We start from the raw sequence: 26,931 nt of genomic DNA on the forward strand, positions 1-26,931 counted from the left end.
TTTCTTCAATAAAAAACATTCAAACCCCTTTTATTGAAGGATTAAAACTGAGTTTTTCCATAACCAGTGCCATAATTCATTAGCACGGTTAGATTTTTTAAAGTACTCGATTGATGCAACTTTTTTGGTATTTCGAGCATTTGCTGATTTAAATAATTAGCTCTTACGACATATATAAAAACATCGGCTAATTGCCCGAGTAATAAGGTGTCAGCGGTTGTGTTTACAGATGAGGTATCAACGACGATATAATCGTAATTACTTTTGGCAAATGCCATAAGCGCTTCAAATTTTCCATTCGATAAAAACTCGAGTGTGTTTTTTGGTAATTGCCCTGAGCTTAATATATCTAAATTTGTTTGCTCATCTTTTTTTATAAGATCAGCAAGTTGTACGTTTTCATTATTTAAAAATTCTGCTAGTCCAGCGTTTTGTTTGGTCTTTATGTGTGTCGTAATTCCAGATTTAGGATTTCTAATATCAGCATCTATAAGTAATACACGCTTATTTAAGTGCACAAATGAAGTGGCTAAATTTAGTGCAACAAACGTTTTACCTTCATTATTTATGGTAGAAGTGATAAAAATAGTTTGTCCTTTGTCGGATTCCTGTTGGAGTAGGTGACTTACATTTGTCCTTAACAGACGAAAGGATTCTGAAGCACCTCGCTGTTTATTATCTAAACTAACGATTTTGTGTTTAGATGTTGATTTTGGAATAATACCAAGGATTGGTGCATCAATAGTGTTTTCTATAGTCTTAAGCGAATGTACTTTATCATCAAATATCAGTTTAATGTAAACCAATACAAAAGGAATGATTAAACCCACTAATAGCGCAATGATAAAAACAACTTTTTTGCTTGGAGAAACCGGTAATGAACTTCCATAAGCTCTGTCAATAATCCGTGCATAAGGTGTGGTAACTGCCAAAGAGATGGAGTTTTCTTCTCGTTTTTGAAGCAAATAAAGGTATAGTGTTTCAAAAATTTCTTGTTGCCTTTGAATATCTGCCATGTCTCGCTCCTTTTTTGGAACAGCAGCTATCCTAGAGTTGAGGCTGTTTTCTTGAGACCTTGCTTGGTTTAATGAAAACAACAATGATGATCGTGTATTTTGAAGGTTTTGTTCTATACTCGATCTTAAACTTGCAATTTGTTCATTTAGGTTAATAATAGTTGGGTTTTCTTCGTTCGCTCCTTTCAATAACCGTTTACGATCTAGTAAGAGGCTGTTATATCGTATGGCATTTTGATTGGCATTTTCGTTAACCTGACCAATATTAGGTGGAATGATTTCATTTTTATTTTTTTGTAAATAGTTAATGAGATAGTTGATAATTCTTATCTGTGATGACAGTTCTACAATTTGGTTTTCTACTGAAGCATTGGATTGTAAAACTAGGTTTGATTCAGAATCTAAATTACTCAGTTTGTTATCTACTTTATAGGTTTCAACACCTTCGTCAAAGCTATTGAGTTCCACTAAAATATCGTCGATTCTGCTATTTATAAATTTATCAGTATCCTGAGACATTTCAGTCTTAAATGCAATGGCATCTTGGTTATAATAGCTTATTAAACTATCTATAACCTCTCTTGCTTTTAGTTTAATCCCGTCTTTTAAAGACAACGTTAAAAGATTAGATTTCGGGCCATCTGCGGTAATGTTTATTCGCCTTTTATAGGCAATAGCGACTTCTTCTATCGAACCTATTTTAATGAGAATTGATTGATTTTTTTTAATGGCATTGATGTCTTTTGGCGTTACTATAAATTCTCCAAAGTCGCAACTAGTTTTGTTGCCAAACGTACCTTTACATAAGATGTTTTCGTCTTCGTCATATAGCACAAAGTCTGAAGCAGACGTCGCTTTAAAGAAAAAGACCTGACTTAGATTATTAAAGTCGACATCAGACATGAAAAAATTAATTGTTATTGGAATATCGTCTTTATAAAGTTCTTTAAACTTAATGTCATCCTTAATGTAATAGGTGATGTTCAGCCCTAGTTCCTTAACAACACGTTCAATTAAGGTTTTTGATTTTAAGACACCAATTTCTGTATCTAGAGAGGTTTGTGGACCAGCAAAAAGTCCTAAGTCTTCAAAAACAGAAATTTCAGAATTTCCGTTGCTACTGTTACTATTATCGTTGATTAAAATTGTAGAAGAAACTTCATAACTGTATGCCTTAAAATACAGATAAGTGCTTGCAGCAATAAAGGATAATACAACGCCTAACACAAACCATTTCCAATACGCTAAATAGGTTTTTATAGCATCTTTTAAATCCATTTTATCATTGGTTAGAGGAGAATGATTGGTAGGTGTATCCATAAATCTATATTTTAATTGATGAGAATAGCTGCTAATGAAATTAAAATAGATAGTGAGGACACTAATAACGAAGTGTTTGGCCCAACTTTAGAAGAATTAACTCTTGTTTTATTACTTTCTATGTAAAGAATATCATTTTGAGATAAGTAATAATACGGTGAACTAAAAATGGATTTATCCGTTAGATCAATGGGTATAAACTCACGGGTATTATTTTGCTCTCTAATTAGTGTTATAGTTTTTCGTTTGCCATAAATAGTAAGGTCTCCCGCTAACGCCAGTGCTTCTGGGATGTTAATACGCTCGTTTAATATGGTAAAACTCCCAGGATTTGATACTTCTCCTAGCACAGATACTTTAAAATTCATCAGCTGTACAGTAACTGTCGGGTCTTTTAAGTAAGGTAGCAGACGCTCATGAATTAAACGAGTCACTTCTTGTGTGGTCATTTGGTCTACCTTAATTTTACCCAGAACAGGGAAATTAATAGTACCATCTGCATTGACAAGATATGGTATTTGTCTAATCATTCGATTATCTTGAATTTCCATTATATTGAAGGGTATGGCAAGTTCAGGTTCTATAGAGGTGACATTAACATTGAGCATATCACCATATTGAACGGTAGGTGCGTAATTAATAATATCTTGTTTTAAAATGGGCTCATTTTTATCTTCGTCATTGAAATAATTTAGCTTTTTGGATGAGGCGCAACTCGAAAGAAAAATAAGACCAATAAAAGCAGAAAAGAATTTTAAAGTATTCGGTTTGATGATTTTTGAAATTGTGTAGTTATTTATATGCATCATATAGGGTCTTAATAATCTTAATGTTTAATACTTTAACGATCAATATATCTAATTATAAAAGATCAGTTTTGGGTAAATGTTTTTATTCTATAGTAATTGAAAAAATGATACTGAGGTGAATTTAGTTCGATACTTAATAAGTTCTATAAATTAAACTTTTAACACCTTAAAACTTGATTTTAAATTTAACTCTTTTTTACAACATAGCGTTGCTTAAAATCAAGCATAATCTGCGTTTCGTCTATAATGTGTGGTTAACAACTATACAAAACCCATACAGTTTTTGTTATTTGCTAAGAACCACATTTTTCTTGCAAAAAAATGATAAATAAAATAGTGCTGAATAGGGTTAAAAGTGTAATTGATATTGGGTGGTTAAATAAATAGCTTTGAATTTTCGTTTTCCGAAAACAATAAATCTAATACCGATAAATCTTTAAAAAATTGTTCGCCTTGTTGGTTATATTTTTTGGCGTTGTAATTATGATAAGATATTTCAATACCCTCCTTATCAAAAATCTGTTTATCCTTATCTAAATAGTTTTCAGAACCGCTATTTGCGATTAGAGTATTTGCATTCATTTGTTTACAAATATCTAATACCAAATGGCTTTTTTTACCTTTCACATTAATTTCAGAGGCTCTCACGAGTTTCGTTTTTATTTCTAAAAACTCACAGCACTTTGTAATAAATGCAATATTAAAATCGGCTATTTTGTCCCATTCTTTTTCATACAATTCCTTAAGAAATGTAATGTCTTCGTATTTATTGCCATAGTTATATTGAAAATTATCAAGATGTTTTTGTCTCCAATCTTGATTGTTATCAATAAAAACGTCTTTTATTAAGGTATCCGTTTTTGGTAACTTGGTGGGAATTCTAATCCAAAATTCAGTTTCATCAATTTTAGAACTAGATTTTAAACGATTCCTCATATGCCAAGTCTGTTTTTTAAATTTAACATTGTCAAGAAACACAAAAACATCAGTGTTTTTTATCATGTTAAAATATCCTATCCAAGGAAACAATGTTGGCTGAGAAATGCTTATTTTCATTTAAAATGTGCTGGCTCTGCTTACTTTCCTTAAAAGTTGATGTATCAAAAAGTAAGAGATGCCTAAGTTTTTGTAAAAATAAAAGTTTTTTTTGTGCTAAAATTCATAAGGCTGTTAAAGATTGAACATTTGCTTATTATGTATATAAATACCAATTTTAAAAAAGCATACATCCAACTCAAATGTAATGTTAAATCACATTTTATAATAGTTATTGAGACAATATTAGATAATACGCATTTATAACGGTTATTATCGCCATTCGTAAGAGCTATAATGAGATAAAATTATGGTTATATTATTTTTTTATGAGAACAACCCGAGGGTTTCGTGAAGCATTTTTATTTTTCAACTTATTTGGTAATAAAACAATTGAAATACTAATTTAAAGTTTTGAACGTTTTTAATGTTTAGTTTAACCGTAATTAGTATTATATTTGTAAATAACGTTAGTAAGAAATGTGAGTTTCTTTCCTAAATTTGATCACATTTTAAGTATTACATCGGAAAAATTTGCCTTTGGTAGATGTTTTTTAATAAAATAAATTTTGTCAGCCCACTTTTTTTTATACTTTTACACCTTATTTAGTAGAATGCACAATAAAAATATAGTAACCTCAATTTTAGGCTTTTTTATAGGTTTCGGAGCTATAGCTCAAAATACGCCGCCTCCGCCTATGCCGCCTCCGCCTCCAGGACTCCCAATTGATGGAGGAGTGATTGCTTTATTTTTGGCCGCATTGGTCTATGGGATTTACAAAACCTATAAATTTTCCAAGAAAACGGCTTAATGTCGCAAATCGTTCAGGCGTTTTACGTATTTCCCAATTACATCAAATTCTAGATTTACCGTATCGCCGATGTCTAAATTTTTAAAAGTCGTATGGTTATAAGTATAGGGTATAATTGCCACTGAAAAAGAATTTAATTCCGAATTAACGACTGTCAAACTTACTCCATTGACAGTAATAGAGCCTTTTTCAATAGTTATGTTGTTTAACGCTTTATCGTATTCAAAAGTGAAAATCCAACTACCATCCTTAACGGTATTACCAATACACTTTGCCGTTTGATCTACGTGTCCTTGAACAATATGGCCATCTAAGCGATCACCAAGTTTCATAGCACGCTCTATATTAACAGTATCCTTAGTTTTAAGCATTCCTAGATTGGTTTTATCTAAGGTTTCTTGGATGGCAGTCACGGTATATTCTGAGCCATCTATGTTAACAACGGTCAAACAAACTCCATTGTGCGCTACGCTTTGGTCAATTTTTAATTCGTTTGTTAAAGATGTATTTACGGTAATATGAATATTGCCACCGTCTTTAACTATTCTATTTATAATACCAAGATCTTCAATAATACCTGTAAACATAAATTGTACTTTATTTAGTTAACTTAAATTAAGCATTGTAACTTTGTAATGAAATTTGAGGAAAACAAAAGCGTTTAAAATCAAAACAAGCATTAAAATGCATAACTTCTACTAGATTTGAAATTGCAAAGTTATATCAAATAATTTTTAAAGTAGCGAAGCGATTATAAATCGCAAATAAAATTTTATAACATAATCGTGTATGTACCTATGAAGCAAAAAGAATCTGTCCTTGTCGGAATATCAATAGGAGATCTCAATGGTATTGGACCTGAGATTATTATAAAAGCTTATGAAGACCCAAGATCTTTAGAATTAAACACTCCAGTTATTTTTGCATCAGGCAAAACGATGCAGTTTTTTAAGAACCATTTTAAGAGTAAAATTAATTTTCACAACATAGATTCAGTGGATAAAGCTGTTTTGGGTAAAGTTAATGTCGTTAATGTCTGGAACGAAGCTGTAAATGTAGATTTTGGTAAAGAGGATACTAAAATAGGCGAATATGCTATTAAATCTTTAGAAGCTGCAACCAACGCTCTAAAAGAAGATGCTATAGATGTTTTGGTTACGGCACCTATTAATAAACATAATATTCAATCTGATACTTTTAAATTTCCAGGACATACCGATTATTTAGCACAAGCCCTAAATGGTAAAAGCTTAATGTTTATGGTTTCAGAAGGATTACGTGTTGGTCTTTTAACAGATCACGTGCCCTTGAAAGATGCTACCAATGCTATTACAGAGGAACTTATAAAAGAAAAACTAGCAACAGTGATAAAGTCTTTAAAACAAGATTTTGGTATTAGAAAACCAAAGGTAGCAGTTTTAGCAATTAATCCGCATGCTGGAGATAATGGTGTTATTGGTAACGAAGATGATATGGTTTTAAAGCCAGCTTTAGAGAAAATAAAAGCCGATGGTACTTTAGTTTACGGTCCTTACTCTGCGGATAGCTTTTTTGGCTCTAATACTTATAAGAATTTCGACGCTATTATGGCATCTTACCACGATCAAGGTTTAATACCTTTTAAAACCATTGCTTTTGGCCAAGGTGTTAATTATACTGCAGGTTTAGATAAGGTAAGAACTTCGCCAGATCATGGTACGGCTTATGAAATTGCTGGACAAGGTATAGCTGATGAAAGCTCACTGAAACAGGCTATTTTTACTGCAATTCAAATTTTTAGAAACAGAAGGGCACACAATCACTATAGTAAAAACCCATTAAAAAAGATGTCTCGATAGTTATAAACAAAATTTGTTGATATCTAGGCTGTGGGTAATTAAAAATTTATATATTTGCAGGCTCAAAATGAATGGGGAAATGAAGGCATTAAAAGATTATATTATTCCTTTTGTAGGATTAAAAGTCGGAGAGCATCATTTTGATTTTCAAATTGATAATACGTTCTTAACACATTTTGAATACGATGAATTCAATGCAGTTGATGTAAACATTGATCTTAAATTCGAAAAAAAATCAACCCTTTTAGAGTTGTATTTTTCGGCTACAGGAATTATAAACCTCAATTGCGATATCACAAATGAACCTTACAACCAAAGTATTAAAGACGACTTTAAACTCGTTGTAAAGTTCGGAAACGAGTATAACGATGATAATGAAGACATATTAATTGTACCACATGGCGAATACGAAATCAATGTGGCACAATATATCTATGAGCTAATTATCTTGGCGGTTCCAATAAAGCGAATTCATCCAGGCATTGAAGACGGTACATTACAGTCAGATATACTTTCAAAATTAGAAGAATTAAGTCCTAGTGAGGACCACAAAACAGAATCATCTGAGGGCATTGATCCTCGTTGGAATAATTTAAAAAAACTATTAACGGATAAATAACAGTTAAAATGGCACATCCAAAACGTAAAATATCGAAAACAAGAAGAGATAAAAGAAGAACACATTATAAAGCTTCTGTACCTCAAATAGCAACTTGCCCAACGACTGGTGAGCCACACTTATACCATAGAGCACATTGGCACGAAGGTAAATTATATTACAGAGGTCAAGTATTGATTGACAACTCTGTTGAAGAAGAAAACGTAGCATAAGTACTATGCATGCATACAAGAAAACGCTCCATTGTGGGCGTTTTTTTTGTTATAATTTTTTGAATAGCGCAAAAACCACTTACTTTGCGTTAATATTTGCCAGAAAATGACAAAAATTGAATAAAACAGGGTTGTTTTTATCAATTTTGCATACTTTTAATTATCTAAACCCTAAGAATGAGTAAAATCACAGCGGCAATTACAGCTGTCGGAGGCTATGTACCTGACTTTGTTTTATCAAACAAGGTATTAGAAACTATGGTCGAAACTAACGATGAGTGGATCACATCCCGAACAGGTATAAAAGAACGTAGAATTCTTAAGGAAGAAGGAAAAGGCACCTCTTTTCTAGCTATAAAAGCAGCCGAAGACCTTATTCAGAAAAAAAACTTAGATCCAAAAGAAATCGATTTGGTTATTGTTTGTACAGCAACACCAGACATGAAAGCTGCTGCAACCGCAGCTTATACAGCAACGCAAATTGGTGCGGTCAATGCCTTTTCATATGATTTAGAAGCAGCATGTTCTAGTTTTCTTTTCGGAATGTCAACAGCATCAGCATACATAGAATCTGGTCGCTACAAAAAGATTCTCTTAATAGGAGCAGATAAAAATTCATCCTTTATTAATTATAAAGACAGAGCAACGTGCATCATATTTGGTGATGGAGCAGGCGCTGTACTTTTTGAGCCTAACGAAGAAGGTTTAGGTTTACAAGACGAATTATTGAGAAGTAACGGAGAAGGAAGAGAGTTTCTGCAAGCAACTTATGGAGGGTCGTCTTATCCAATTACGGAGGAAACCTTTAATGAAGGTAAACATTATATTTTTCAAGATGGAAAAACAGTCTTTAAAAATGCCGTTTTTAATATGGCGGATGTCTCAGAAAAAATAATGCAAAGAAACCATTTAACTAATGATGATATTGAATGGCTGGCAGCGCACCAAGCTAATAAGCGTATTATTGATGCCACGGCTAAGAGAATAAATTTAGAAGATGACAAGGTGATGATGAACATCCAGAAGTATGGTAATACCACTTCAGCTACTTTACCTTTACTATTATATGATTACGAATCACAACTTAAAAAAGGTGATAAAATAATATTTGCCGCCTTTGGTGGTGGATTTACTTGGGGCTCTATTTATTTTAAATGGGCTTATAATTCCTAACAATAAACTAACTAACAAAAATCTAAACATTATGGATTTAAAAGAAATTCAGAACTTAATAAAATTTGTAGCTAAATCTGGCGCAAGTGAGGTTAAGTTAGAAATGGACGACATTAAAATTACCATTAGAACAGGTTCAGAAAGCGATACAACTATTGTGCAACAAATGCCAATGCAGGCTGCTCCAGTAATGCAGCAACAAGTTCCTATGCCTCAGGCAGGCGCACCAGCAGAAACTTCTGCTGCCGCAACTGCGGATGCAGAAGACTCAAAATACATCACTATAAAGTCACCAATAATTGGTACATTTTATCGCAAGCCATCACCAGATAAGCCAGTTTTTGTTGAAGTGGGTACCGATATTAAAGAGGGAGATGTACTTTGTGTTATAGAAGCTATGAAATTATTCAACGAGATTGAATCAGAAATTTCTGGTAAAATTGTAAAAGTACTCGTAGATGATTCTTCTCCTGTTGAGTTCGATCAACCATTATTTTTGGTAGATCCATCATAACCAAATTTAAAATTCCAAAGCATAATTCCATATATATTGGAATTTGGAATTTGAAATTTTAAATACCTAAAAGTTATGTTTAAAAAAATACTAATTGCCAATAGAGGTGAGATAGCGCTTAGAGTTATTAGAACCTGTAAAGAAATGGGTATCAAAACGGTAGCGGTTTATTCTACAGCAGATGCAGAAAGTCTTCATGTTAAATTTGCAGATGAAGCTGTATGTATTGGACCACCACCAAGTAATTTATCCTATTTAAAAATATCTAATATTATTGCTGCTGCTGAGATTACAAATGCAGACGCTATTCATCCTGGCTACGGTTTCTTATCTGAGAATGCTAAGTTTTCAAAAATATGTGAGGAGCACGGTATTAAATTCATTGGCGCATCTGAAGAGATGATAGACCGAATGGGTGATAAAGCCAATGCAAAAGCAACAATGAAAGCAGCCGGAGTGCCATGTGTTCCAGGAAGTGAAGGTATAATTGAAGATTTTGAAGACTGTAAAAAAGTGGCTAAAGAAACAGGATATCCTGTAATGCTTAAGGCTTCTGCAGGTGGTGGAGGAAAAGGCATGCGTGCCGTTTGGAAACCAGAAGATCTTCAAAATGCTTGGGAATCTGCTCGTGCAGAATCTAAAGCGGCATTTGGAAATGACGATATGTATATGGAGAAGCTCATAGAAGAGCCTCGTCATATTGAAATACAAATTGTTGGTGATTCACGTGGTAAAGCCTGTCACTTATCAGAACGCGATTGTTCTGTTCAAAGACGTCATCAAAAATTAACAGAAGAAGTGCCGTCTCCTTTTATGACGGATAAGTTAAGAGCAAAAATGGGTAAAGCCGCTGTAAAAGCTGCTGAATACATTAAATATGAAGGGGCAGGAACCGTAGAATTTTTAGTGGATAAACATCGGAATTTTTACTTCATGGAAATGAATACGCGTATTCAAGTAGAACACCCTATTACGGAACAAGTGATTGATTTCGATTTAATTCGCGAGCAAATCTTAGTCGCTGCAGGAGTGCCAATTTCAGGTAAAAATTACACGCCAAATTTACACTCAATTGAATGTAGAATTAATGCAGAAGATCCCTTTAATGATTTTAGACCGTCACCAGGAAAAATCACAACGCTTCATGCGCCAGGAGGACACGGAGTACGTTTAGATACTCACGTTTATGCAGGTTATAGCATTCCGCCAAATTATGATTCAATGATAGCAAAGTTGATTACTACGGCACAAACAAGAGAAGAAGCTATTAATAAAATGAAACGTGCCTTAGATGAGTTTGTTATTGAAGGTATTAAAACGACGATTCCTTTCCATAGACAATTAATGGAACATCCAGATTATTTAGCTGGTAATTATACGACGAAGTTTATGGAAGACTTCGTGATAAAGAAAGAAACTGAAGATTAATTCATAAACCCAAACTGAAAAGTTTGGGTTTTTTGTTTCTAAAAATTTCGATCTAAAGACGCTTTACATAGACCCATCATACTTTTTTGATTACACAGAATAATTGTATTAACTTTAGCAGGAATAAAAACAACAATTATGATTAAAAATTACCTGATACAAATGGCAACATTTGTCGTAATGTGTTTCTCTTTAACGACACATTCACAAAATTCAAATGAATTATGGACAAGTGTCTCCGAAATGAAAGCTAAAGGGACGGAACAAGTTTCGAGAAAAATTGAACTGAAAACTGAAAAGTACTTTCAACTAGATATTGATGCTTTAAAGAGTGCTTTGCAAAATGTCGGAAACAGGGAAAATATAGGAAACACTGTTATTTCTTTTCCAAATTCAGATGGTAAACTAAATAAATTTAGAGTATTTGAAGCTTCAATAATGGAATCAGAGCTTCAAGAACAGTTCCCTAACATTAGAAGTTATGCAGGACAGGGTATTGATAATCCATCAGAAATAATTAGATTTAGTATCACTCCAAAAGGATTGCATGCTATGTTTTTAGGCACTTCTAGTGGTACACAATTTATCGATCCGTTTTCAGAGGACGGAGATATCTATACTGTTTATTCAAAGAAAAACTTAAAAGCAAGAAATTTTGATTTCGAATGTGGAGTTATTGATAATGATTTAATGAATAGAGCCTACGAAGAGTCGATTTCTATGGCTAGAAACGCAAACGATGGTTTGTTAAGAGACTATCGTCTTGCAGTTGCTTGTACTGGTGAATACGCCGCCTTCCATGGTGGAACAGTTGCTGGAGCTTTAGCAGCAATAGTTGTAACCATAACTAGAGTAAATAGTGTTTTTGAGAGAGACTTATCCATAACAATGACTTTGGTTGGTAATAATTCAAGTATATTATTTACTAACGCTACTACTGATCCGTTTAACAATGATTCTACAAATGTATTGATAGGACAGAGTCAAAGTGTTATAAATTCTACCATAGGTGCATCCAACTATGATGTAGGTCATACTTTTAGCACTGGAGCAGGAGGTTTAGCTGGTTTAGGTGTCACCTGTAATACGAATCAAAAAGCAAGTGGTGTTACAGGCATTTCATCTCCAGTAGGCGATGCTTTCGATATTGACTTTGTAGCTCACGAGTTAGGACATCAGTTCGGTGCTCCACACACTTTTAACGGTAATGTTGGTAATTGTGCAGGTGGAAATAGATCAGCGTCAAATGCTTATGAGCCAGGTAGTGGCTCTACGATAATGGCTTATGCTGGTATTTGTGGTTCTGACAATATTCAAATAGGAAGTGATGCTTATTTTCATCAAGGAAGTTTAAATCGTATTTGGAATCACGTGTTAAGCACTGGTGCTTGTCCAGTTAACAGAACTCCTACTGGAAATATTGAGCCTGTCGCAGCTGCTTCAGGTACTAATTTTAATATTCCTCAAGGCACACCTTATAAATTAGATGGAAGTAATTCCACTGACGCAGATGGATTAGCAACATTAACATATACATGGGAGCAATATGATTTAGGACCATCAGGCTTACCTACAGAAACAACATCGTCAGGACCTCTAGTAAGATCTTTTGAAGGAACATCAAATCCTGTGCGTTATGTGCCGAGACTTTCAGATATTATTTTAAGTGGTGGCATATCAACCACTTGGGAAAAACTAGCCACTGTTAGTCGAAATATAAATTATAGACTAACTGTAAGAGATAATGATGCTCGTGGAGGGCAGACAGATGATGTGGCGCTAACAGCCACCGTAAGAGCAGCAGCAGGCCCTTTTATTGTAACGTCACAAAACACTAGTGGAATTTCTTGGGATATAGGGTCAACACAAACCGTAACATGGGATGTTGCAGGAACAACAGGCAATAATGTCAATGAGGCTAACGTAAACATTTTACTATCTACAGATGGAGGCTTAACGTTTGATACCGTTTTAGCATCAAACACACCAAATGACGGATCACACAATATTACAGTGCCAAATGTAGCTTCTTCTAATTGTAGAATTATGGTAGAAGCGGCTAATAGTATATTTTTTAATGTCAATAGTAATAACTTTGCTATTGGTGTAACCATAGATTGTACTACGTATAGTGATAGTAATGTCAATTTAGCTATTGCGGATGGTACTGGTACAACTGGGCCAGCAAATGGACCTCCTTTAGTAAGAACACTTAATGTTCCTGATAACGTTACTATAGAGTCTGTGAAGTTCAATGTAGATATCAGTCATACTTATGTCGGAGATTTATTGGTGAGATTAACCCATCCAGATGGCACTACGCAGGTTAATGTATGGTCAGGAAATTGCACAAGCAACGATGATATACTTATCGAATTTGAAGATGGTGCTGCAGCCATAGATTGTGCTTTAACGGGAGCAGGTAATACGTATAATCCAGTAGAACCATTATCCGCATTTACAGGATTAAACGCGCAAGGAGATTGGACGATTTTAATTGCAGATTTCTTTTCTGGCGATACAGGGACTCTAAACAATTGGTCAATAGAAATATGTACAGAAACGTTAAGTATAGAAGATAATGAACTAAGCGAGCTCACTATTTATCCTAATCCTAATAACGGCGAATTTAATATTGGTTTTAATCCGCAATCGGGAGAAGCCATTTCAATTGATGTATATGATATTAGAGGACGTAAAATTTACGGTCAAAGTTTTAATAATGTTGGTAGATTTGACGAAGTCATTCAACTTAATAACGCACAATCTGGAGTTTATATGTTGATGATTTCTGATGGTGCTCAAAAAGTGACAAAGAAAATCATCGTAGAATAAGAATTTAATTAATACTTTAAAAGCTCCTTAAATCTAAGGAGCTTTTTTTATGCTATGAATCTATCCTATTGGGAAATAAAAACTTGGTTAACTAACGTTGATTTTACAATTGTTGGCAGTGGCATTGTAGGACTTAATTGTGCTTTACAATTGAAGCGTCGCTTTCCTAAATCTAAAATTTTAATTCTTGAAAAAGGAATCCTTCCACAAGGCGCAAGCACAAAAAACGCAGGTTTTGCCTGTTTTGGTAGTTTAAGCGAAATTATTGACGACTTAAAATCGCACGCAGAAGACGAGGTTTTAGAACTTGTTCAAAATCGAATGAATGGTTTGCAATTACTTCGTGAAACTATTGGTGATAAAAGAATGGATTACCAGCAATTAGGTGGCTACGAACTATTTTTAAACGACGATACTGCACTTTATGAGACTTGTTTAGCACAACAAGAACCCATGAACAAATTACTAAAGCCAATTTTTAAAGCAGATGTGTTTTCATTAAAAGAGAATAGTTTCAAATTTAAAAATATAAAAGCAAACTATAGTTTCAACCAGTTTGAAGGTCAGATTGATACAGGTAAAATGATGGAGGCACTTTTACACAAAGTACAATCGTTGGGTGTTAAAATTTTGAATAATACAGCTGTTCAAGAATTCTCCGAAGATGCAAATACGATAAAGGTTAGAACTAACACCTTTGAGTTTTCGACCACAAAACTTTTAATTGCCACCAATGGTTTTGCTTCTCAACTTTTAAATGAAGATGTAAAACCTGCCAGAGCACAAGTGCTAATCACAAAACCGATTGATAATTTACACATCAAAGGCACATTTCACTTAGACGAAGGCTATTATTATTTCAGAAATATAGACAATAGAATTTTACTTGGTGGAGGTCGTAATCTCGATTTTAAGACTGAAGAAACCACACAATTAGCGCAAACAGAAATTATTCAAAATAAGCTTGAAGAATTACTTAAAACAACTATTTTACAAACAACAAAGTTTCAAATCGACCAGCGTTGGTCTGGTATTATGGGAGTCGGTAAACAAAAAAAGCCGATAGTAAAACCATTAAGTAATAAGGTATTTTGTGGAGTAAGATTAGGTGGTATGGGAGTCGCCATCGGTAGTACCATCGGAAAAGATTTAGCCAATTTAGTAGCTTAATTTATGAAAAGAATTTTTCGATTTTTAGCTAAAGTAGTGTTTTGGTTCATTGTATTTTCGGTCGGCTTAGTCGTCTTATTCAAATATGTGCCTGTTCCTATAACACCGTTAATGGTGATTCGCTATTTTGAAAGCACCGACAAACATAAAACCTTAAAACACAATTGGGTTTCTATAGATAAAATTTCTAAAAACATTCAATTGGCAGTTATTTGCAGTGAAGACCAAAAATTTTTAAGCCATAACGGTTTTGATATAGAAGCTATTGAAAAAGCATACGAGCAGAATAAAAAAGGAAAACGACTTAAAGGCGGAAGCACAATCAGCCAACAAACCGCAAAAAATGTCTTTTTATGGCCAAAACGGAGCTGGTTGCGAAAAGGTTTAGAAACATACTTCACATTCTTGATTGAAACACTATGGAGCAAGGAAAGAATTCTCGAAGTATATTTAAATAGTATTGAAATGGGAAATGGCATCTATGGAGCCGAGGAAGCAGCAAATTATTGGTTTAAAAAATCAGCGGCTAATTTAAGTGCTCATGAAGCTTCGGCAATTGTGGCAATATTACCAAACCCAAGAGTGTATCGCGCAAATCCGGCTTCTAATTATATTCAGAACAGAAAACAGTGGATTGTTAATCAAATGCGATTTTATGGTAAATTCGATTTAAAAGCTCAAAAATGATAATAAAAGAAGAGTTATACAAAGCCTGCTTAAATTTTATCGATAATAGACTGTTAGTGGTAAAAACAATGATTTCAGACATTCAAAAATCCCTAGAATCAGAAACTAAAAGTAGTGCTGGTGATAAACACGAAACAGGCAGAGCCATGTTGCAATTAGAACGTGAAAAGGCAGGTCATCAATTAGCTGAAATTGAAAAACAACAACAAATACTTCAGAAGATTAACAAGCTTTCAAAGCATCAAATAGTGGCTTTAGGAAGTGTGGTTAAAACCACAAAATCAAACTACTTTATTGCCATTAGTGCTGGCGAAATTGAACTAATAGATTCTAGGTTTTATGCCATATCAGCAGCAACACCAATAGCTAAATTATTGCTATCAAAACGTGTTGGTGATCGCATCTCATTTAGAGACACAAATTTTGAAATTTTAGAAATTCTTTAGAAAAACGTTAAAACACTTTTCGTCTTTATCATTTGTGCCTTAACTTCACACAACAGATGTATATTATGAAAACATGTTGCCTTTTAATTGTTCTTGTTTGCGTTTCCTTAACTGGGTTTTCGCAAAACAAATCGCGTATTGACTTTGAAATTAGTAATTTAGGAATAGATGTCGATGGATATTTTAATTCATTTTCGGTAACCACCAAGTTTAATGAAGCTACCGCAACGCTGGAACGTATCTCTGGTTCAATAAAGGTGGCGTCGTTAGAAACAGGAATCGATAGCCGTGACGAACATTTGTTAGAAGAAGACTATTTTAATGTCGAAAAACATCCTACAATTACGTTACAAAGTGAATCGGTGACAAAAGTATCCGATAATCAATATACTGTAAAAGCCAATCTTAAAATAAAAGGAATCACCAAACTTATCAATATAAAACTTACGGTTTCAAAAACTGAAACAGCTTATAAAATCACATCAAATTTTGAGATAAATCGAAGAGATTTTGATGTTGGTGGCAGCAGTTTTGTTATGAGTAAAACGGTAAGAATCAAAGTCATCCATTATCAGAAGTTTTAAATGACAGCTAACAATTTCGATGTAATCATTATTGGAGGTGGTTTAGCAGGATTAACAAGTGCTATTCATTTGGCAAAGAATTCATTTAAAGTATTACTTATTGAGAAAAACAACTATCCTAAGCATAAAGTGTGTGGAGAATACATCTCTAATGAAGTCTTACCATATTTAGAATTTTTAGGTTTTAATCCTTTTGAATTTGGTGCAAAAAAAATCTCAAATTTCGAATTAACCACACACAATAACAAAAGCATCAAGGCAAATTTACCTTTAGGTGGTTTCGGAATGAGTCGTTTCGAAATGGATTTACAACTCTATAAATTGGCTCTAAAAAATGGAGTTACTGTACTTCAAGATGTGGTAACAAATGTCGATTTTGAGTCAGATATATTTCAAGTTGAAACAAAAGGCGATGACCAGTTTCATTCTAAAATTGTTATTGGTGCTTTTGGCAAGCGTTCTAATTTAGATGTACAATTTAAACGAGAATTTATAAAAAAGAAGTCGCCATATTTAGGTGTAAAAATTCATGTGTCAGGAGATTTCCCTGAAAATAAAGTCGCACTTCATAATTTTAAAGGAGGCTATTGTGGCGTTTCAAAAGTGGAAAATAATCATATTAATTTATGTTATATCACGGATTTTGAAGCCTTCAAAAAATATAAAGATATTGAGACGTTTCAAAAAGAAGTTTTGTTTAAAAATTCAGAATTAAAAGCTATTTTTAATAGCACAAAATCAGAGTTTGAAAAGCCGCTTACGATTAGTCAGATTTCTTTTGAAACAAAAAACCCAATAGAAAATCATATCCTTATGTGTGGTGATACCGCTGGAATGATTCATCCCTTATGTGGAAACGGAATGGGAATGGCAATTAGAAGCGCACAATTAGCATCAGAACCGATTATTGATTATCTTGTAGGAAAAATCAAAAAACGAGATGCCTTAGAAAAAACATATACCAAACGCTGGAAAAAAACCTTTGGTTTGCGTTTAAAAGCAGGACACACTATTGCTTATTTGTTTCGCCAAAATTGGTTGGCACCGAAACTTCTGATGGTCTTGAAATGGTTTCCATTTTTGATGCCTTTCATTATAAAAATGACGCACGGTAAACCGATGATTATTAATAATTGAGACCTAGCAGGTTTTTTTTGTGACTAAGCGCAGTCGAAGTCAAAACCTTAAAGGTCTAGCAAAAAAACAAAAAACAAAATTTGAGCTTATTTATAAATACGACATATCGAAGTAATAAAACCGAAATCATGGACGATTTCACCCTAAAAGGTGAGTTGATGCGCGATACTTTAGATAAGTTAGGAAGTATTAACAAATGGCTAGGCGGTAATCGTGTGACCTTAGATGGTATTCAAAAATTGCTTAAAAACCAATCCAAAGACAAAACGTATACTATTATAGATTTGGGTTGTGGTCATGGAGATGTTTTGAGATTGGTGGCGGATTTTGGACGTAAAAACAATTTCAAATTTAAGCTTGTAGGTATCGATGCCAACCAAGACGCCATTGATTACGCAGGTGAATTATCTGTTGATTATCCGGAATTGAGTTTTAGAAATCAAGATATTTTTTCTCAAGAATTTAAAGATTCAGATTACGATATTGCGCTGACAACGTTGTTTTTACATCATTTTAAAGAAAAAGAAATCTTAGCCTTGTTGGATAATCTTTCAACAAACGCTACCTTAGGTGTTGTGGTCAATGATTTGCAACGCAGTGCCATTGCTTATGGTTTGTTTAAGCTATTAGGTATTACCATTTCAAACGATATGATTGTGCAAGATGGATTAACCTCTATTTTAAGAGCGTTTAAACGAGAGGATTTAGAAAAGATGTCAAAATCATTGAATTTAAATTTTCAAATCAAATGGAAATGGGCATTTCGATACCAATGGCTTATTTTTAGTTAAGAGTTAAGAGTTAAGAGTTAAGAGTTAAGAGTTAAGAGTTAAGAGTTGAGAGTGAAGACTATAAAAGTATATAAAAACACACCACAATTTTATATTAATTAAAAAAGATTCCTGCCTTCGCAGGAAATTAATATGGCAGTAAAAATAACAGCAGTAGCAAAACAATTACCACAATATACGAGAGAAACAAAAGATATTTTACCTTTTGTAGAATTGTGGTTAGAAGGTCAAGAAGATCGTTTTAAACGCAAAGTTCTGAAGATTTTTGAAAACGCAGCAGTTGATAGACGCTACTCTATTATGAATCCTGAAGAGGTGTTTTTAAATACCTCTTTCGAGGAAAAAAATGATATTTACACCAGAGAATCTATCAAATTGGCTGAAAAAAGCTTGCTAAAAGTTTTAGATAAAGCGAAGTTGCAACCTACAGATATTGATTATATCATTACTGTAAGTTGTACTGGGATTATGATTCCGTCGTTAGATGCGTATTTGATTAACAGCTTAAAAATGAAACAAGATATTGTACGCCTTCCTGTAACGGAAATGGGTTGTGCAGCAGGAGTGTCTGGCATTTTATACGCTAAGAATTTTTTGAAATCTAATCCTAATAAGCGTGCCGTAGTTATCGCAGTAGAATCGCCAACGTCGACCTTTCAGTTAGATGATTATTCTATGGTAAATGTTGTGAGTGCAGCGATTTTTGGTGATGGTTGTGCCAGTGTTATTTTATCGTCTTACGAAGATGAAAAAGGGCCAGAAATTAAGGATGAAGCTATGTATCATTTCTTTGATGCGACGCATATGATGGGTTTTAAACTTAGAAATACAGGACTACAAATGGTTTTAGACCAAACCGTACCGCAAACCATCGCGGACCATTTCCCAAAAATTATCCACCCATTTTTAGAAAAAAATGATTTAACGATTGATGATATAGACCATTTGGTATTTCATCCTGGAGGAAAAAAAATAGTGCAAACCGTTGAAGATTTATTTGGTGCTTTGGGTAAAAATATAGACGATACTAAAGAGGTTTTAAGGCTCTATGGCAATATGAGTAGCGCAACTGTATTATACGTGTTGGAGCGTTTTATGGACAGAGATTTACCAAAAGGAGATAAAGGTATAATGCTCAGTTTTGGCCCAGGTTTTTCAGCACAACGGATTTTGTTGGAGTGGTGACAAAAAGAAGTTTTGTGATACTGAACTTGTTTCAGTATCTCATTAAATCACGAACTAAGACCTCACAGGTTTTTAATCCCGATAGCAATCGCGGACTGTGAGGTCTGCTAACTAAAAAAATGATAAAAGAATTTCAAAATAAAAATGAATGGGCATTAATTCTCGGTGGAAGTAGTGGCTTAGGCTTAGCTACAGCTAAAAAGCTAGCCAAACACGGTTTAAATATTTGCATTGTTCACCGTAATTCTAGAATGCAAGAGGACGAAATTCAAGCAGAATTTGAGATTATAAAACAAGAGCATATTCAATTTAAGAGTTTTAATACAGATGCTTTTAAACCTGAAAAAAGAGATGCTGTTATTGAAGACTTAAAAGTCCTTTTTGGAGAAAATCATAGGATAAAAATTTTAGTACATAGCGTTGCTAAAGGCAATTTAAAACCCATGATTTCTGATGAAAATCCAGTATTAAAAAATGATGATTTTGCCCTAACCATAAATGCTATGGCGATTAGCCTATACGATTGGACCAAAGCTTTATTTGATACCAAACTATTTGCCGACGATGCCAGAATTGTAAGTTTCACAAGTGAAGGCAATACCAAACCGTGGCAAAATTACGCTGCAGTTTCAGCAGCAAAAGTCACGCTTGAAGCTATTACTAGAAATATGGCGTTAGAGTTTGCATCGTTCGGAATAAAAGCCAATTGCATACAAGCAGGTGTTACGGATACATCGTCATTACGCATGATTCCTGGCAGTGATAAAATTATAGAACACACCTTAAAACGTAATCCGAATAAACGTTTAACCTTACCAGAAGACGTAGCAAATGCCGTTTATTTATTAAGTAAAGACGAAGCCGCTTGGATTACCGGAACCGTTATTCCTGTGGATGGTGGTGAGCATCTTTCTTAAGGAAATTTAATAAAGACCGAGATCTTTCAGGTTTTTTTGGTGGCTGAGTGTAGTCGAAGTCAAAAGTTGAACGGTCTGAAGTGAGAATAACCTAAGAAAAAATAGTAACGAAATGTCACCTTGAGCGCAGTCGAAAGGTCTTAATTAATATGACAAATCAACAAATCATAAAACAATTACCCTATCAAAAACCCTTTCTATTTGTAGAAGGTATCGATGCTATTTCAGAAAATGGAATCACAGGCCATTACACATTCAAAAAAGACGAATCGTTTTACGAAGGTCATTTTAAAAACAATCCAATAACACCTGGAGTGATTCTCACCGAATGTATGGCTCAAATTGGTTTGGTCTGCTTAGGGATTTATTTGTTAAAAGACCAATTGTCTTTCGACTACCCTCAGGAACCAAAAAAGGATTCTAAAAAACCAAAAATAGCTTTGACATCACACCAAATGGATTTTTATTTGCCCGTATTGCCAAATGAAAAAGTGACTGTAATTTCAGAAAAAGAGGTTTTTCGTTTTAATAAGTTAAAGTGTAAAGTGAAGATGCTAAATGCAAAAGGAGAATTGGTAGCAAGAGGAAAAATTTCAGGAATGATAAAAGTTTAATCTATAAAGACCTCACAGTCCGCGATCGCTATCGGGATTGAGAACCTGTGAGGTCTTAAATTCAAAAGTATTGAAAAGAGTAGTCATCACAGGATTAGGAGTAGTCGCACCAAACGGAGTTGGAGTTGCAGACTTTACCCAAGCTTTAAAGGCTGGAAAATCAGGAATCACATTCCATCAACAACTAAAAGACCTGAATTTTTCATGCCAAATAGGAGGCATCCCAAATATTTCAGACGAAAAAAAATCAGAATATTTTACAGATTTACAATTACGTGGGTTTAACAGTTCAGGAATTTTATACGGTTGCATAGCAGGCATTGACGCATGGAAAGATGCAGGTTTTGAGATGAATTCTGAAAGTGAATTAGACTACTATACAGGTCTAATTTTTGGAACAGGAACCTCTGGCGTTGAAAAATTTAGAGAAGCCATTTACAAGTTAGATGATAAGCAAGTGAAACGTTTAGGCAGCACAGTAGTAGTACAAACCATGGCAAGTGGCATTTCGGCTTATCTTGGTGGTATGTTAGGTTTGGGCAATCAGGTGACTACAAATTCTTCGGCTTGTACTACTGGAACGGAAGCCTTATTAATGGGATTCGACCGCATTCAAAGTGGTAAAGCAAAACGCATGTTGGTGGGCAGTTGTAGTGATCATGGTCCTTATCTTTGGGGAGGTTTTGACGCCATGCGTGTAATGACCTATAAACACAATGATAACCCAGAACAAGGTTCACGACCAATGAGTGCTACAGCCAGTGGTTTTGTGCCAGGAAGTGGAGCGGGAGCATTGGTTTTAGAGTCTCTTGAGAGCGCCTTAGAACGTGGTGCTACTATTTATGCTGAGGTTTTAGGTGGTGAAGTGAATTCAGGAGGTCAGCGTCAAGGAGGCACATTAACCGCACCAAATGCAAAAGCAGTACAGCGTTGTATTAAAAATGCCATTGAAAATTCAAATTTAAAACCAGATGCTATTGAAGTGGTTAACGGTCATTTAACAGCAACTTCAAAAGATGGTTTAGAGATGGAGAACTGGATAAAAGCTTTGAATAGAAAAGGCAATCAATTTCCATATATCAATTCAACAAAATCGTTGATTGGGCACTGTTTAGCAGCAGCAGGTGCTATTGAATGTGTGGCTAGTGTAATTCAATTGAAAGACCAATTTGTAGCACCAAATATAAATTGCGATGATTTGCATCCTGATATTGAAAGCTTGATAGATTCGAAATGTATTCCAACAGAAAAAATAGATTTGAATTTTGACGTTATTGCCAAGGCAAGTTTTGGTTTTGGAGATGTGAATGCCTGTGTTATTTTTAAGAAATTTAAATTGTAATATTAGTGTCCTTTAGGCTGTTTTTAAACAGAACAAAGAAAAATATATCGAGATTCATTTTCTAGATCAACCTAAAAATCGACGACTTTATTTAAGTGTTATTTATTGCTGGAAGACCTCAAAGGTTTTTAAAACCTGTGAGGTCTAAATTTCAGACGAAAAATTATAACTTTACATTTCAAAAAAAGACTATGACTAACGACGAATTAATCACAAAATTAAAAACCATTGTTGCACCTTATGTTCAAGATGAAGCTGCTTTTAAAACCTTGTCTGAGGACACCGATTTTGTGCAAGATTTAAAAATAAATTCAGCAAATCTTGTGGATATTATTTTAGATATCGAAGACGAATTTGATATTCGATTAGAAAACGAAGACATGGAAAAAATGCTCGATGTAAAATCTGCTATGGAAATTATCAATACAAAGCTCGCCAGCTAATGGTAGGTAACGATATTGTTGATATTAAAGAAGCAAGCTTAAAATCTAACTGGCAACGTCCTCGTTTTTTAGAGAAGCTATTCACACTAAAAGAACAGCAATGTATTCATGATGCTGAAAACTCATTTTTAATGGTTTGGCGCTTATGGAGTATGAAGGAAGCAGCCTACAAATTATTCACACAATTACAACCCAGCCGCTTTTATAATCCCAAACGGTTTGAATGTACCATTGATGGATTGAAAGGAATGGTTCAATTTAAGGACTTTGTATGTTATTTGAACACAGAAATGACGCAGCAATATATCCTTTCGGAAGCGCGTTTAGATATAAAACCAATGACTTCAGTAGGTATTCATTTAGAATCAAACGAAGTGAAACATCAAAGTGCACGTCTTAAAGAGGCTTTAATTTCAAAAGTATCTAAACAATACGATGTGTTGAAACACGAAGTAAAACTTGTAAAATCTGAATTTGGAATTCCGTTACTTTACCATAATTCTAAAAAACTTAATATAGGAATGTCTTTAAGTCACCATGGAACTTATGGAACTTATGCCATTTCGAAGTTATGAAAAAATTACGCCAGAGTATAGCGTTCATTATAAAATTTAGAATGGTCATCAGTGTTGTTTTGGCAATTTTAATGGCTATTTCTGCGTACCAAACCTTCAAAAATTTAAGTGTCGATAACTCATTGTCCATTTGGTTTTTAGAGGACGATCCTAGTTATAAAGCCTATATTGATTTTCAGAAAAAATTCGGTTCTGATGAAATCTTTGTAGCCATGTTTCCTGTTGAAAATGCACTAGATGAAACTGAAATAGAGCAACTTTTTAAATTACATAGTAGCGTTGATAGCTTGCCTTACGTCAATACCTCATTCAGTTTAGCAAAAGCACAGTATCCTATTTATGCCAATAACAAAATAAATTTTGACAATTTATACAACTCTAAACGCAGCGAAAAGGGTCTAAAAAATCTGTTTTCTAAATTACCGAGCGTTACCTCTCAATTGGTTTCAGAAGATTATAAAAATCTATTTTTTTATATTCAATTGACTCCCACTCCTTCTATAGAAATCAATAGAAAAGAAATTGCTGGTGAGGTAAGAGGGATCATAGCTCAGCAATTTCCAGATTATCATTTAACAGGACCTCCTGTTTTAAACGAAGCTTATAGTAAGGGGATTTATAAAGAGAGTTTAATTTTTGGTGTGCTAACCGTTTTGGTAATTACGTTGATGCTTTTATTTATGCTGCCGAGCAAGCGTTATCTTATCGTTGCGCTATTGTCGGTTGCTATACCTTTAACCTTATTGTTTGGCATTATTACCTCGTTTGGGTTTGAACTCAACATGATTTCGATGCTTATTCCAACCATTCTTATGGTGTATAGTGTGAGTGATGCGGTTCATATTATCAACATTTATCATAAAGAAGGGTTAACCCATAACATGCTGTCTAAAGTTGAATTATTAGCTTTGGCCATTCGTAAGAGTTTTATGCCCTGTTTTTACACTACGTTGACCACGTTTGTCGGCTATTTTGCGTTGTATTTATCTCCTTTACCAGCATTTAAAAATATGGGCATTTTTACCTGCGTAGGTTTAGTGCTTAGTTTTATTTTGGTGTATCTCATCACTATTATTGGGTTTAGTTTTATGACCCTTAATTTTGAAGCTTCAAAACCAGTTTTAAATATAAAATCTTATTCGCAACACAAATTTATCGACTGGCTGAATGGTTTTACATCGCAGTATAAAACGAGTATTATTACGGTATTTACTTTAGTATTGCTGTTTGGTGTATTTTCTATTTTTAAGGTGAAAATCGATACCAATTCTCTCGATCTTTTAGCAGCAGGAACTGAAAAGACAGATTTACGACTGATTGAAAGTCACTTAAACGGAAGTGCGCGGATGCAATTAAATATTTCAACTATAGATGGTCAAAAGATGTTGAGTGCTAATGCCATCAAAGACTTAGAACGTTTTCAGAATAAGCTCAAAGAAAACCCTTTAATAGAAACACCTGTTTCCGTAGTAAATATTAAGTCGTTTTTAGAGAAACGCTCGCCTGTATTATTTCAAAGTAATGTCTCGGAAACCAAAATTCAAGAAACTTTCTTAGAAGTTGATCATAAAGCGAATCGGTTTTTTAAATTGTTTTCGGACGATTTTACCTCTGCAGGAATTACCATTAGTTTTAAAGAAATTAGAACGTCGCAACTCGAAAAACTCATTGTAGATATTCAAAAAGATTTTGATACTTCTGTAGATACAGATGTTTATAAACTAAAAATAAATGGCTTTGCTGTTGTCTTTGCACAGCTCAATAATTTCATTTTAGAAACCCAGTTTAAATCTTTTTTTGCTGCCTTTTTTGTGGCCTTTTTATGTCTTTTAGTTTTTATAAAAAGTTTGAGAACTACGTTTTTAGTTTTAATCCCGAACATTTTGCCCTTAGCGATTTTGGCTATTTTAATGAATTTATTAAACATTCCGTTAGATGTTACTACAGCGATGATTACACCAATCATGTTGGGTATTGCGATGGACGACACCATTCATTTGGTGTATAAATACAGACGGAGTCATAAAGGAGATCAAAGTTCGCCAGAAACACGAATGAATTCCGCCATGCGCTACACAGGTGGTGCTTTGCTTTCTACGACGTTTGCTCTAGTGGCTGGCTTTTTAATCATTGCCTCTAGTGCTACTCCTTCGGTTAGAGATTTTGGTTTGCTTTGTGCTGTAACGGTTGCTGTGGCTTTGATTACGGATATCTTTTATTTGCCTGCGCTTTTGAAGCGGTTTGATAAATGATTTATAGGCATATAGATTTGTATATATGAATGCTGTATAAATTAAAATCTATTTTATGAGACCTCACAGGTTTTTAAAACCTGTGAGGTCTTTTTATTAATAATTTAATGTCTCTTCTTTTTATCTTGACGTCTTTTGTTTTTCCAAGGTGCATTCTTCTGCCAATCGCCAGCCATAATACAACCATAAGGCATCACTTCGTCAATTAGACCAAATCAAAAAAGATTTGTTCATTTTTTTGCACATTTACTCGATGCGCAATAAAAATAGATTCAGAATTATATTCTGCTTCAATCAACCAAGAATTTCCATTAAAATAAGAAGTTTTGACAACAGCTTTTAAATCAGAGTGCTCAACAATTTTAATTTGATGTGCATACACAATACCATGATTTTCAATGACATTAAATTCGTCAAAAAACGAAGCTATTAAAGGCGTTTGAGGATTGTTATACAGGTTTTGTGGTGTGTCTTTCGCAATGATTTTAGAGTGGTTGAGTACAATCATTTCATCTGCAAAACCGAGTACATCGTGTTTATCGTGTGTGGCAACGATGCATGCTATATTATTTGATTTTAAATAGTTAAATACATTACGTCTTAGGCCTTGTTTTTGAAAATTATCAATATGGCTAAAGGGCTCGTCTAATAATAAAACTTCGGGTGCTTTGGCTAAAGCTCTTGCAATAGCAACACGTTGTTTTTGACCTCCACTTAGGTTTTTCACTTTGGTTTTGGCGAAAGCTTCAAGTTCTACAACTGCAATAAGTTCATGGGTGCGTTTTTGTTTTTCTTCAGGATAAAAGCGCGATAAGTATTTCCCAATGTTTTCTTCCACCGAAGTGTAAGGCATTAGATCGAATTCTTGGGTAACGTACTTCATAAATTCGTAACCGATAACCAAGTTGTATTCTGGGCCGAGAATTTGTTCGTCTTTCCAAAAAATTTCACCTTGTTTTAAATCGTGTTCACCATAAATTAGTTTTAATAAGGTACTTTTTCCTGAGCCACTTTCACCAATAATAGCTAAGTTTTTACCAGCTTCAACATTAAAGGTAATGGCTTTTAAAACTTTGGTTTTCGTATATCCGAATGAAACGTCTTTTACTTGGAGCATGGTACAAAAATAATGTTTCGAAATATAATGGAACAAAAAAACCGCTTGATTTCTCAAACG

At 34.0% G+C, this 26,931-nt stretch carries 26 protein-coding genes and 1 pseudogene; 21 read left to right on the top strand and 6 right to left on the bottom strand.

The window, feature by feature from the left end; all coding sequences use genetic code 11:
• Positions 1-41 precede the first annotated feature (41 nt).
• From AB8B52_RS03020 to AB8B52_RS03030, 3 genes are all read right to left on the bottom strand, one after another.
• Complete coding sequence (locus AB8B52_RS03020) at positions 42-2,336, bottom strand: GumC family protein (RefSeq protein ID WP_406025109.1); 2,295 nt, start codon at positions 2,334-2,336, stop codon at positions 42-44.
• Between the two features lie 11 nt (positions 2,337-2,347).
• Complete coding sequence (locus AB8B52_RS03025; protein ID WP_406025111.1) at positions 2,348-3,145, bottom strand: polysaccharide biosynthesis/export family protein; 798 nt, start codon at positions 3,143-3,145, stop codon at positions 2,348-2,350.
• 375 nt (positions 3,146-3,520) lie between these two features.
• Entirely contained in the window at positions 3,521-4,201 is a 681-nt protein-coding gene (locus AB8B52_RS03030) for a WbqC family protein (protein WP_406025113.1), read from the bottom strand.
• A gap of 548 nt (positions 4,202-4,749) precedes the next feature.
• Here AB8B52_RS03030 and AB8B52_RS03035 point away from each other — a divergent pair.
• On the top strand, positions 4,750-4,992 hold the full coding sequence (locus AB8B52_RS03035) for a PID-CTERM protein-sorting domain-containing protein (protein WP_406025115.1): 243 nt from the start codon (positions 4,750-4,752) through the stop codon (positions 4,990-4,992).
• On the opposite strand, the gene AB8B52_RS03040 is transcribed toward AB8B52_RS03035, so the two are convergent.
• Positions 4,989-5,579, bottom strand: coding sequence for a riboflavin synthase (locus AB8B52_RS03040; RefSeq protein ID WP_406025117.1), 591 nt, complete (start codon positions 5,577-5,579; stop codon positions 4,989-4,991). The genes AB8B52_RS03035 and AB8B52_RS03040 overlap by 4 nt on opposite strands.
• 210 nt (positions 5,580-5,789) lie before the next feature.
• Between AB8B52_RS03040 and pdxA the strand changes: the two genes are divergently transcribed.
• The 20 genes from pdxA to AB8B52_RS03140 all read left to right on the top strand — a co-directional run bounded on the left by pdxA (position 5,790) and on the right by AB8B52_RS03140 (position 25,754).
• Positions 5,790-6,830 carry a 4-hydroxythreonine-4-phosphate dehydrogenase PdxA gene (gene pdxA, locus AB8B52_RS03045; protein WP_406025119.1) on the top strand — a complete coding sequence of 347 codons (1,041 nt, stop codon included), beginning with the start codon at positions 5,790-5,792 and terminating at the stop codon, positions 6,828-6,830.
• Between the two features lie 79 nt (positions 6,831-6,909).
• Entirely contained in the window at positions 6,910-7,449 is a 540-nt protein-coding gene (locus AB8B52_RS03050) for a YceD family protein (RefSeq protein ID WP_406025121.1), read from the top strand.
• 8 nt (positions 7,450-7,457) lie between these two features.
• Positions 7,458-7,661, top strand: a complete 204-nt coding sequence (gene rpmF, locus AB8B52_RS03055) for a 50S ribosomal protein L32 (RefSeq protein WP_076619181.1) — start codon at positions 7,458-7,460, stop codon at positions 7,659-7,661.
• Positions 7,662-7,838: 177 nt separating this feature from the next.
• The gene (locus tag AB8B52_RS03060; protein ID WP_406025123.1) at positions 7,839-8,834 is read left to right on the top strand and encodes a beta-ketoacyl-ACP synthase III; all 996 of its coding nucleotides are present in this window, start codon (positions 7,839-7,841) and stop codon (positions 8,832-8,834) included.
• A gap of 31 nt (positions 8,835-8,865) precedes the next feature.
• Positions 8,866-9,348 carry an acetyl-CoA carboxylase biotin carboxyl carrier protein gene (accB, locus tag AB8B52_RS03065; protein ID WP_406025125.1) on the top strand — a complete coding sequence of 161 codons (483 nt, stop codon included), beginning with the start codon at positions 8,866-8,868 and terminating at the stop codon, positions 9,346-9,348.
• Positions 9,349-9,423: 75 nt separating this feature from the next.
• Complete coding sequence (accC, locus tag AB8B52_RS03070; protein WP_406025127.1) at positions 9,424-10,776, top strand: acetyl-CoA carboxylase biotin carboxylase subunit; 1,353 nt, start codon at positions 9,424-9,426, stop codon at positions 10,774-10,776.
• 138 nt (positions 10,777-10,914) lie between these two features.
• On the top strand, positions 10,915-13,611 hold the full coding sequence (locus AB8B52_RS03075; RefSeq protein ID WP_406025129.1) for a reprolysin-like metallopeptidase: 2,697 nt from the start codon (positions 10,915-10,917) through the stop codon (positions 13,609-13,611).
• A gap of 54 nt (positions 13,612-13,665) precedes the next feature.
• On the top strand, positions 13,666-14,781 hold the full coding sequence (locus tag AB8B52_RS03080; RefSeq protein WP_406025131.1) for an NAD(P)/FAD-dependent oxidoreductase: 1,116 nt from the start codon (positions 13,666-13,668) through the stop codon (positions 14,779-14,781).
• 3 nt (positions 14,782-14,784) lie between these two features.
• Positions 14,785-15,468 (top strand): monofunctional biosynthetic peptidoglycan transglycosylase, encoded by a 684-nt coding sequence (gene mtgA / locus AB8B52_RS03085; protein ID WP_406025133.1) that lies wholly within the window; start codon positions 14,785-14,787, stop codon positions 15,466-15,468.
• Positions 15,465-15,914 (top strand): 3-oxoacyl-ACP synthase, encoded by a 450-nt coding sequence (locus tag AB8B52_RS03090; RefSeq protein WP_406025135.1) that lies wholly within the window; start codon positions 15,465-15,467, stop codon positions 15,912-15,914. Before mtgA ends, AB8B52_RS03090 begins: the two co-directional genes overlap by 4 nt.
• 65 nt (positions 15,915-15,979) lie before the next feature.
• Positions 15,980-16,498, top strand: coding sequence for a YceI family protein (locus AB8B52_RS03095; protein WP_406025137.1), 519 nt, complete (start codon positions 15,980-15,982; stop codon positions 16,496-16,498).
• Complete coding sequence (locus tag AB8B52_RS03100; RefSeq protein ID WP_406025139.1) at positions 16,499-17,635, top strand: NAD(P)/FAD-dependent oxidoreductase; 1,137 nt, start codon at positions 16,499-16,501, stop codon at positions 17,633-17,635.
• 128 nt (positions 17,636-17,763) lie between these two features.
• The gene (locus AB8B52_RS03105) at positions 17,764-18,426 is read left to right on the top strand and encodes a methyltransferase domain-containing protein (protein WP_406025141.1); all 663 of its coding nucleotides are present in this window, start codon (positions 17,764-17,766) and stop codon (positions 18,424-18,426) included.
• Positions 18,427-18,558: 132 nt separating this feature from the next.
• Positions 18,559-19,611: a type III polyketide synthase gene (locus AB8B52_RS03110; protein WP_406025143.1), complete on the top strand. Its 1,053-nt coding sequence runs from the start codon at positions 18,559-18,561 to the stop codon at positions 19,609-19,611.
• A gap of 119 nt (positions 19,612-19,730) precedes the next feature.
• Entirely contained in the window at positions 19,731-20,528 is a 798-nt protein-coding gene (locus AB8B52_RS03115) for an enoyl-ACP reductase (RefSeq protein ID WP_406025145.1), read from the top strand.
• A gap of 149 nt (positions 20,529-20,677) precedes the next feature.
• Complete coding sequence (locus AB8B52_RS03120) at positions 20,678-21,142, top strand: 3-hydroxyacyl-ACP dehydratase FabZ family protein (RefSeq protein WP_406025147.1); 465 nt, start codon at positions 20,678-20,680, stop codon at positions 21,140-21,142.
• 70 nt (positions 21,143-21,212) lie between these two features.
• Positions 21,213-22,484, top strand: a complete 1,272-nt coding sequence (locus AB8B52_RS03125; RefSeq protein ID WP_406025149.1) for a beta-ketoacyl-[acyl-carrier-protein] synthase family protein — start codon at positions 21,213-21,215, stop codon at positions 22,482-22,484.
• Between the two features lie 191 nt (positions 22,485-22,675).
• The gene (locus AB8B52_RS03130) at positions 22,676-22,927 is read left to right on the top strand and encodes an acyl carrier protein (RefSeq protein ID WP_406025151.1); all 252 of its coding nucleotides are present in this window, start codon (positions 22,676-22,678) and stop codon (positions 22,925-22,927) included.
• On the top strand, positions 22,927-23,502 hold the full coding sequence (locus AB8B52_RS03135) for a 4'-phosphopantetheinyl transferase superfamily protein (RefSeq protein ID WP_406025153.1): 576 nt from the start codon (positions 22,927-22,929) through the stop codon (positions 23,500-23,502). The genes AB8B52_RS03130 and AB8B52_RS03135 overlap by 1 nt, the downstream gene beginning before the upstream one ends.
• Positions 23,499-25,754: an RND family transporter gene (locus AB8B52_RS03140; protein ID WP_406025155.1), complete on the top strand. Its 2,256-nt coding sequence runs from the start codon at positions 23,499-23,501 to the stop codon at positions 25,752-25,754. The genes AB8B52_RS03135 and AB8B52_RS03140 overlap by 4 nt, the downstream gene beginning before the upstream one ends.
• A 104-nt stretch (positions 25,755-25,858) precedes the next feature.
• On the opposite strand, the pseudogene AB8B52_RS03145 reads toward AB8B52_RS03140, so the two are convergent.
• Together AB8B52_RS03145 and AB8B52_RS03150 are read right to left on the bottom strand one after the other, a co-directional pair.
• Positions 25,859-25,969: pseudogene (locus AB8B52_RS03145) on the bottom strand (RtcB family protein); the annotation flags it as partial.
• On the bottom strand, positions 25,960-26,871 hold the full coding sequence (locus AB8B52_RS03150; protein ID WP_406025157.1) for an ABC transporter ATP-binding protein: 912 nt from the start codon (positions 26,869-26,871) through the stop codon (positions 25,960-25,962). The pseudogene AB8B52_RS03145 and the gene AB8B52_RS03150, both read right to left, overlap by 10 nt.
• Positions 26,872-26,931 lie beyond the last annotated feature (60 nt).

The sequence above is a fragment of the Winogradskyella sp. genome (assembly GCF_045105575.1).
Lineage (GTDB): Bacteria > Bacteroidota > Bacteroidia > Flavobacteriales > Flavobacteriaceae > Winogradskyella.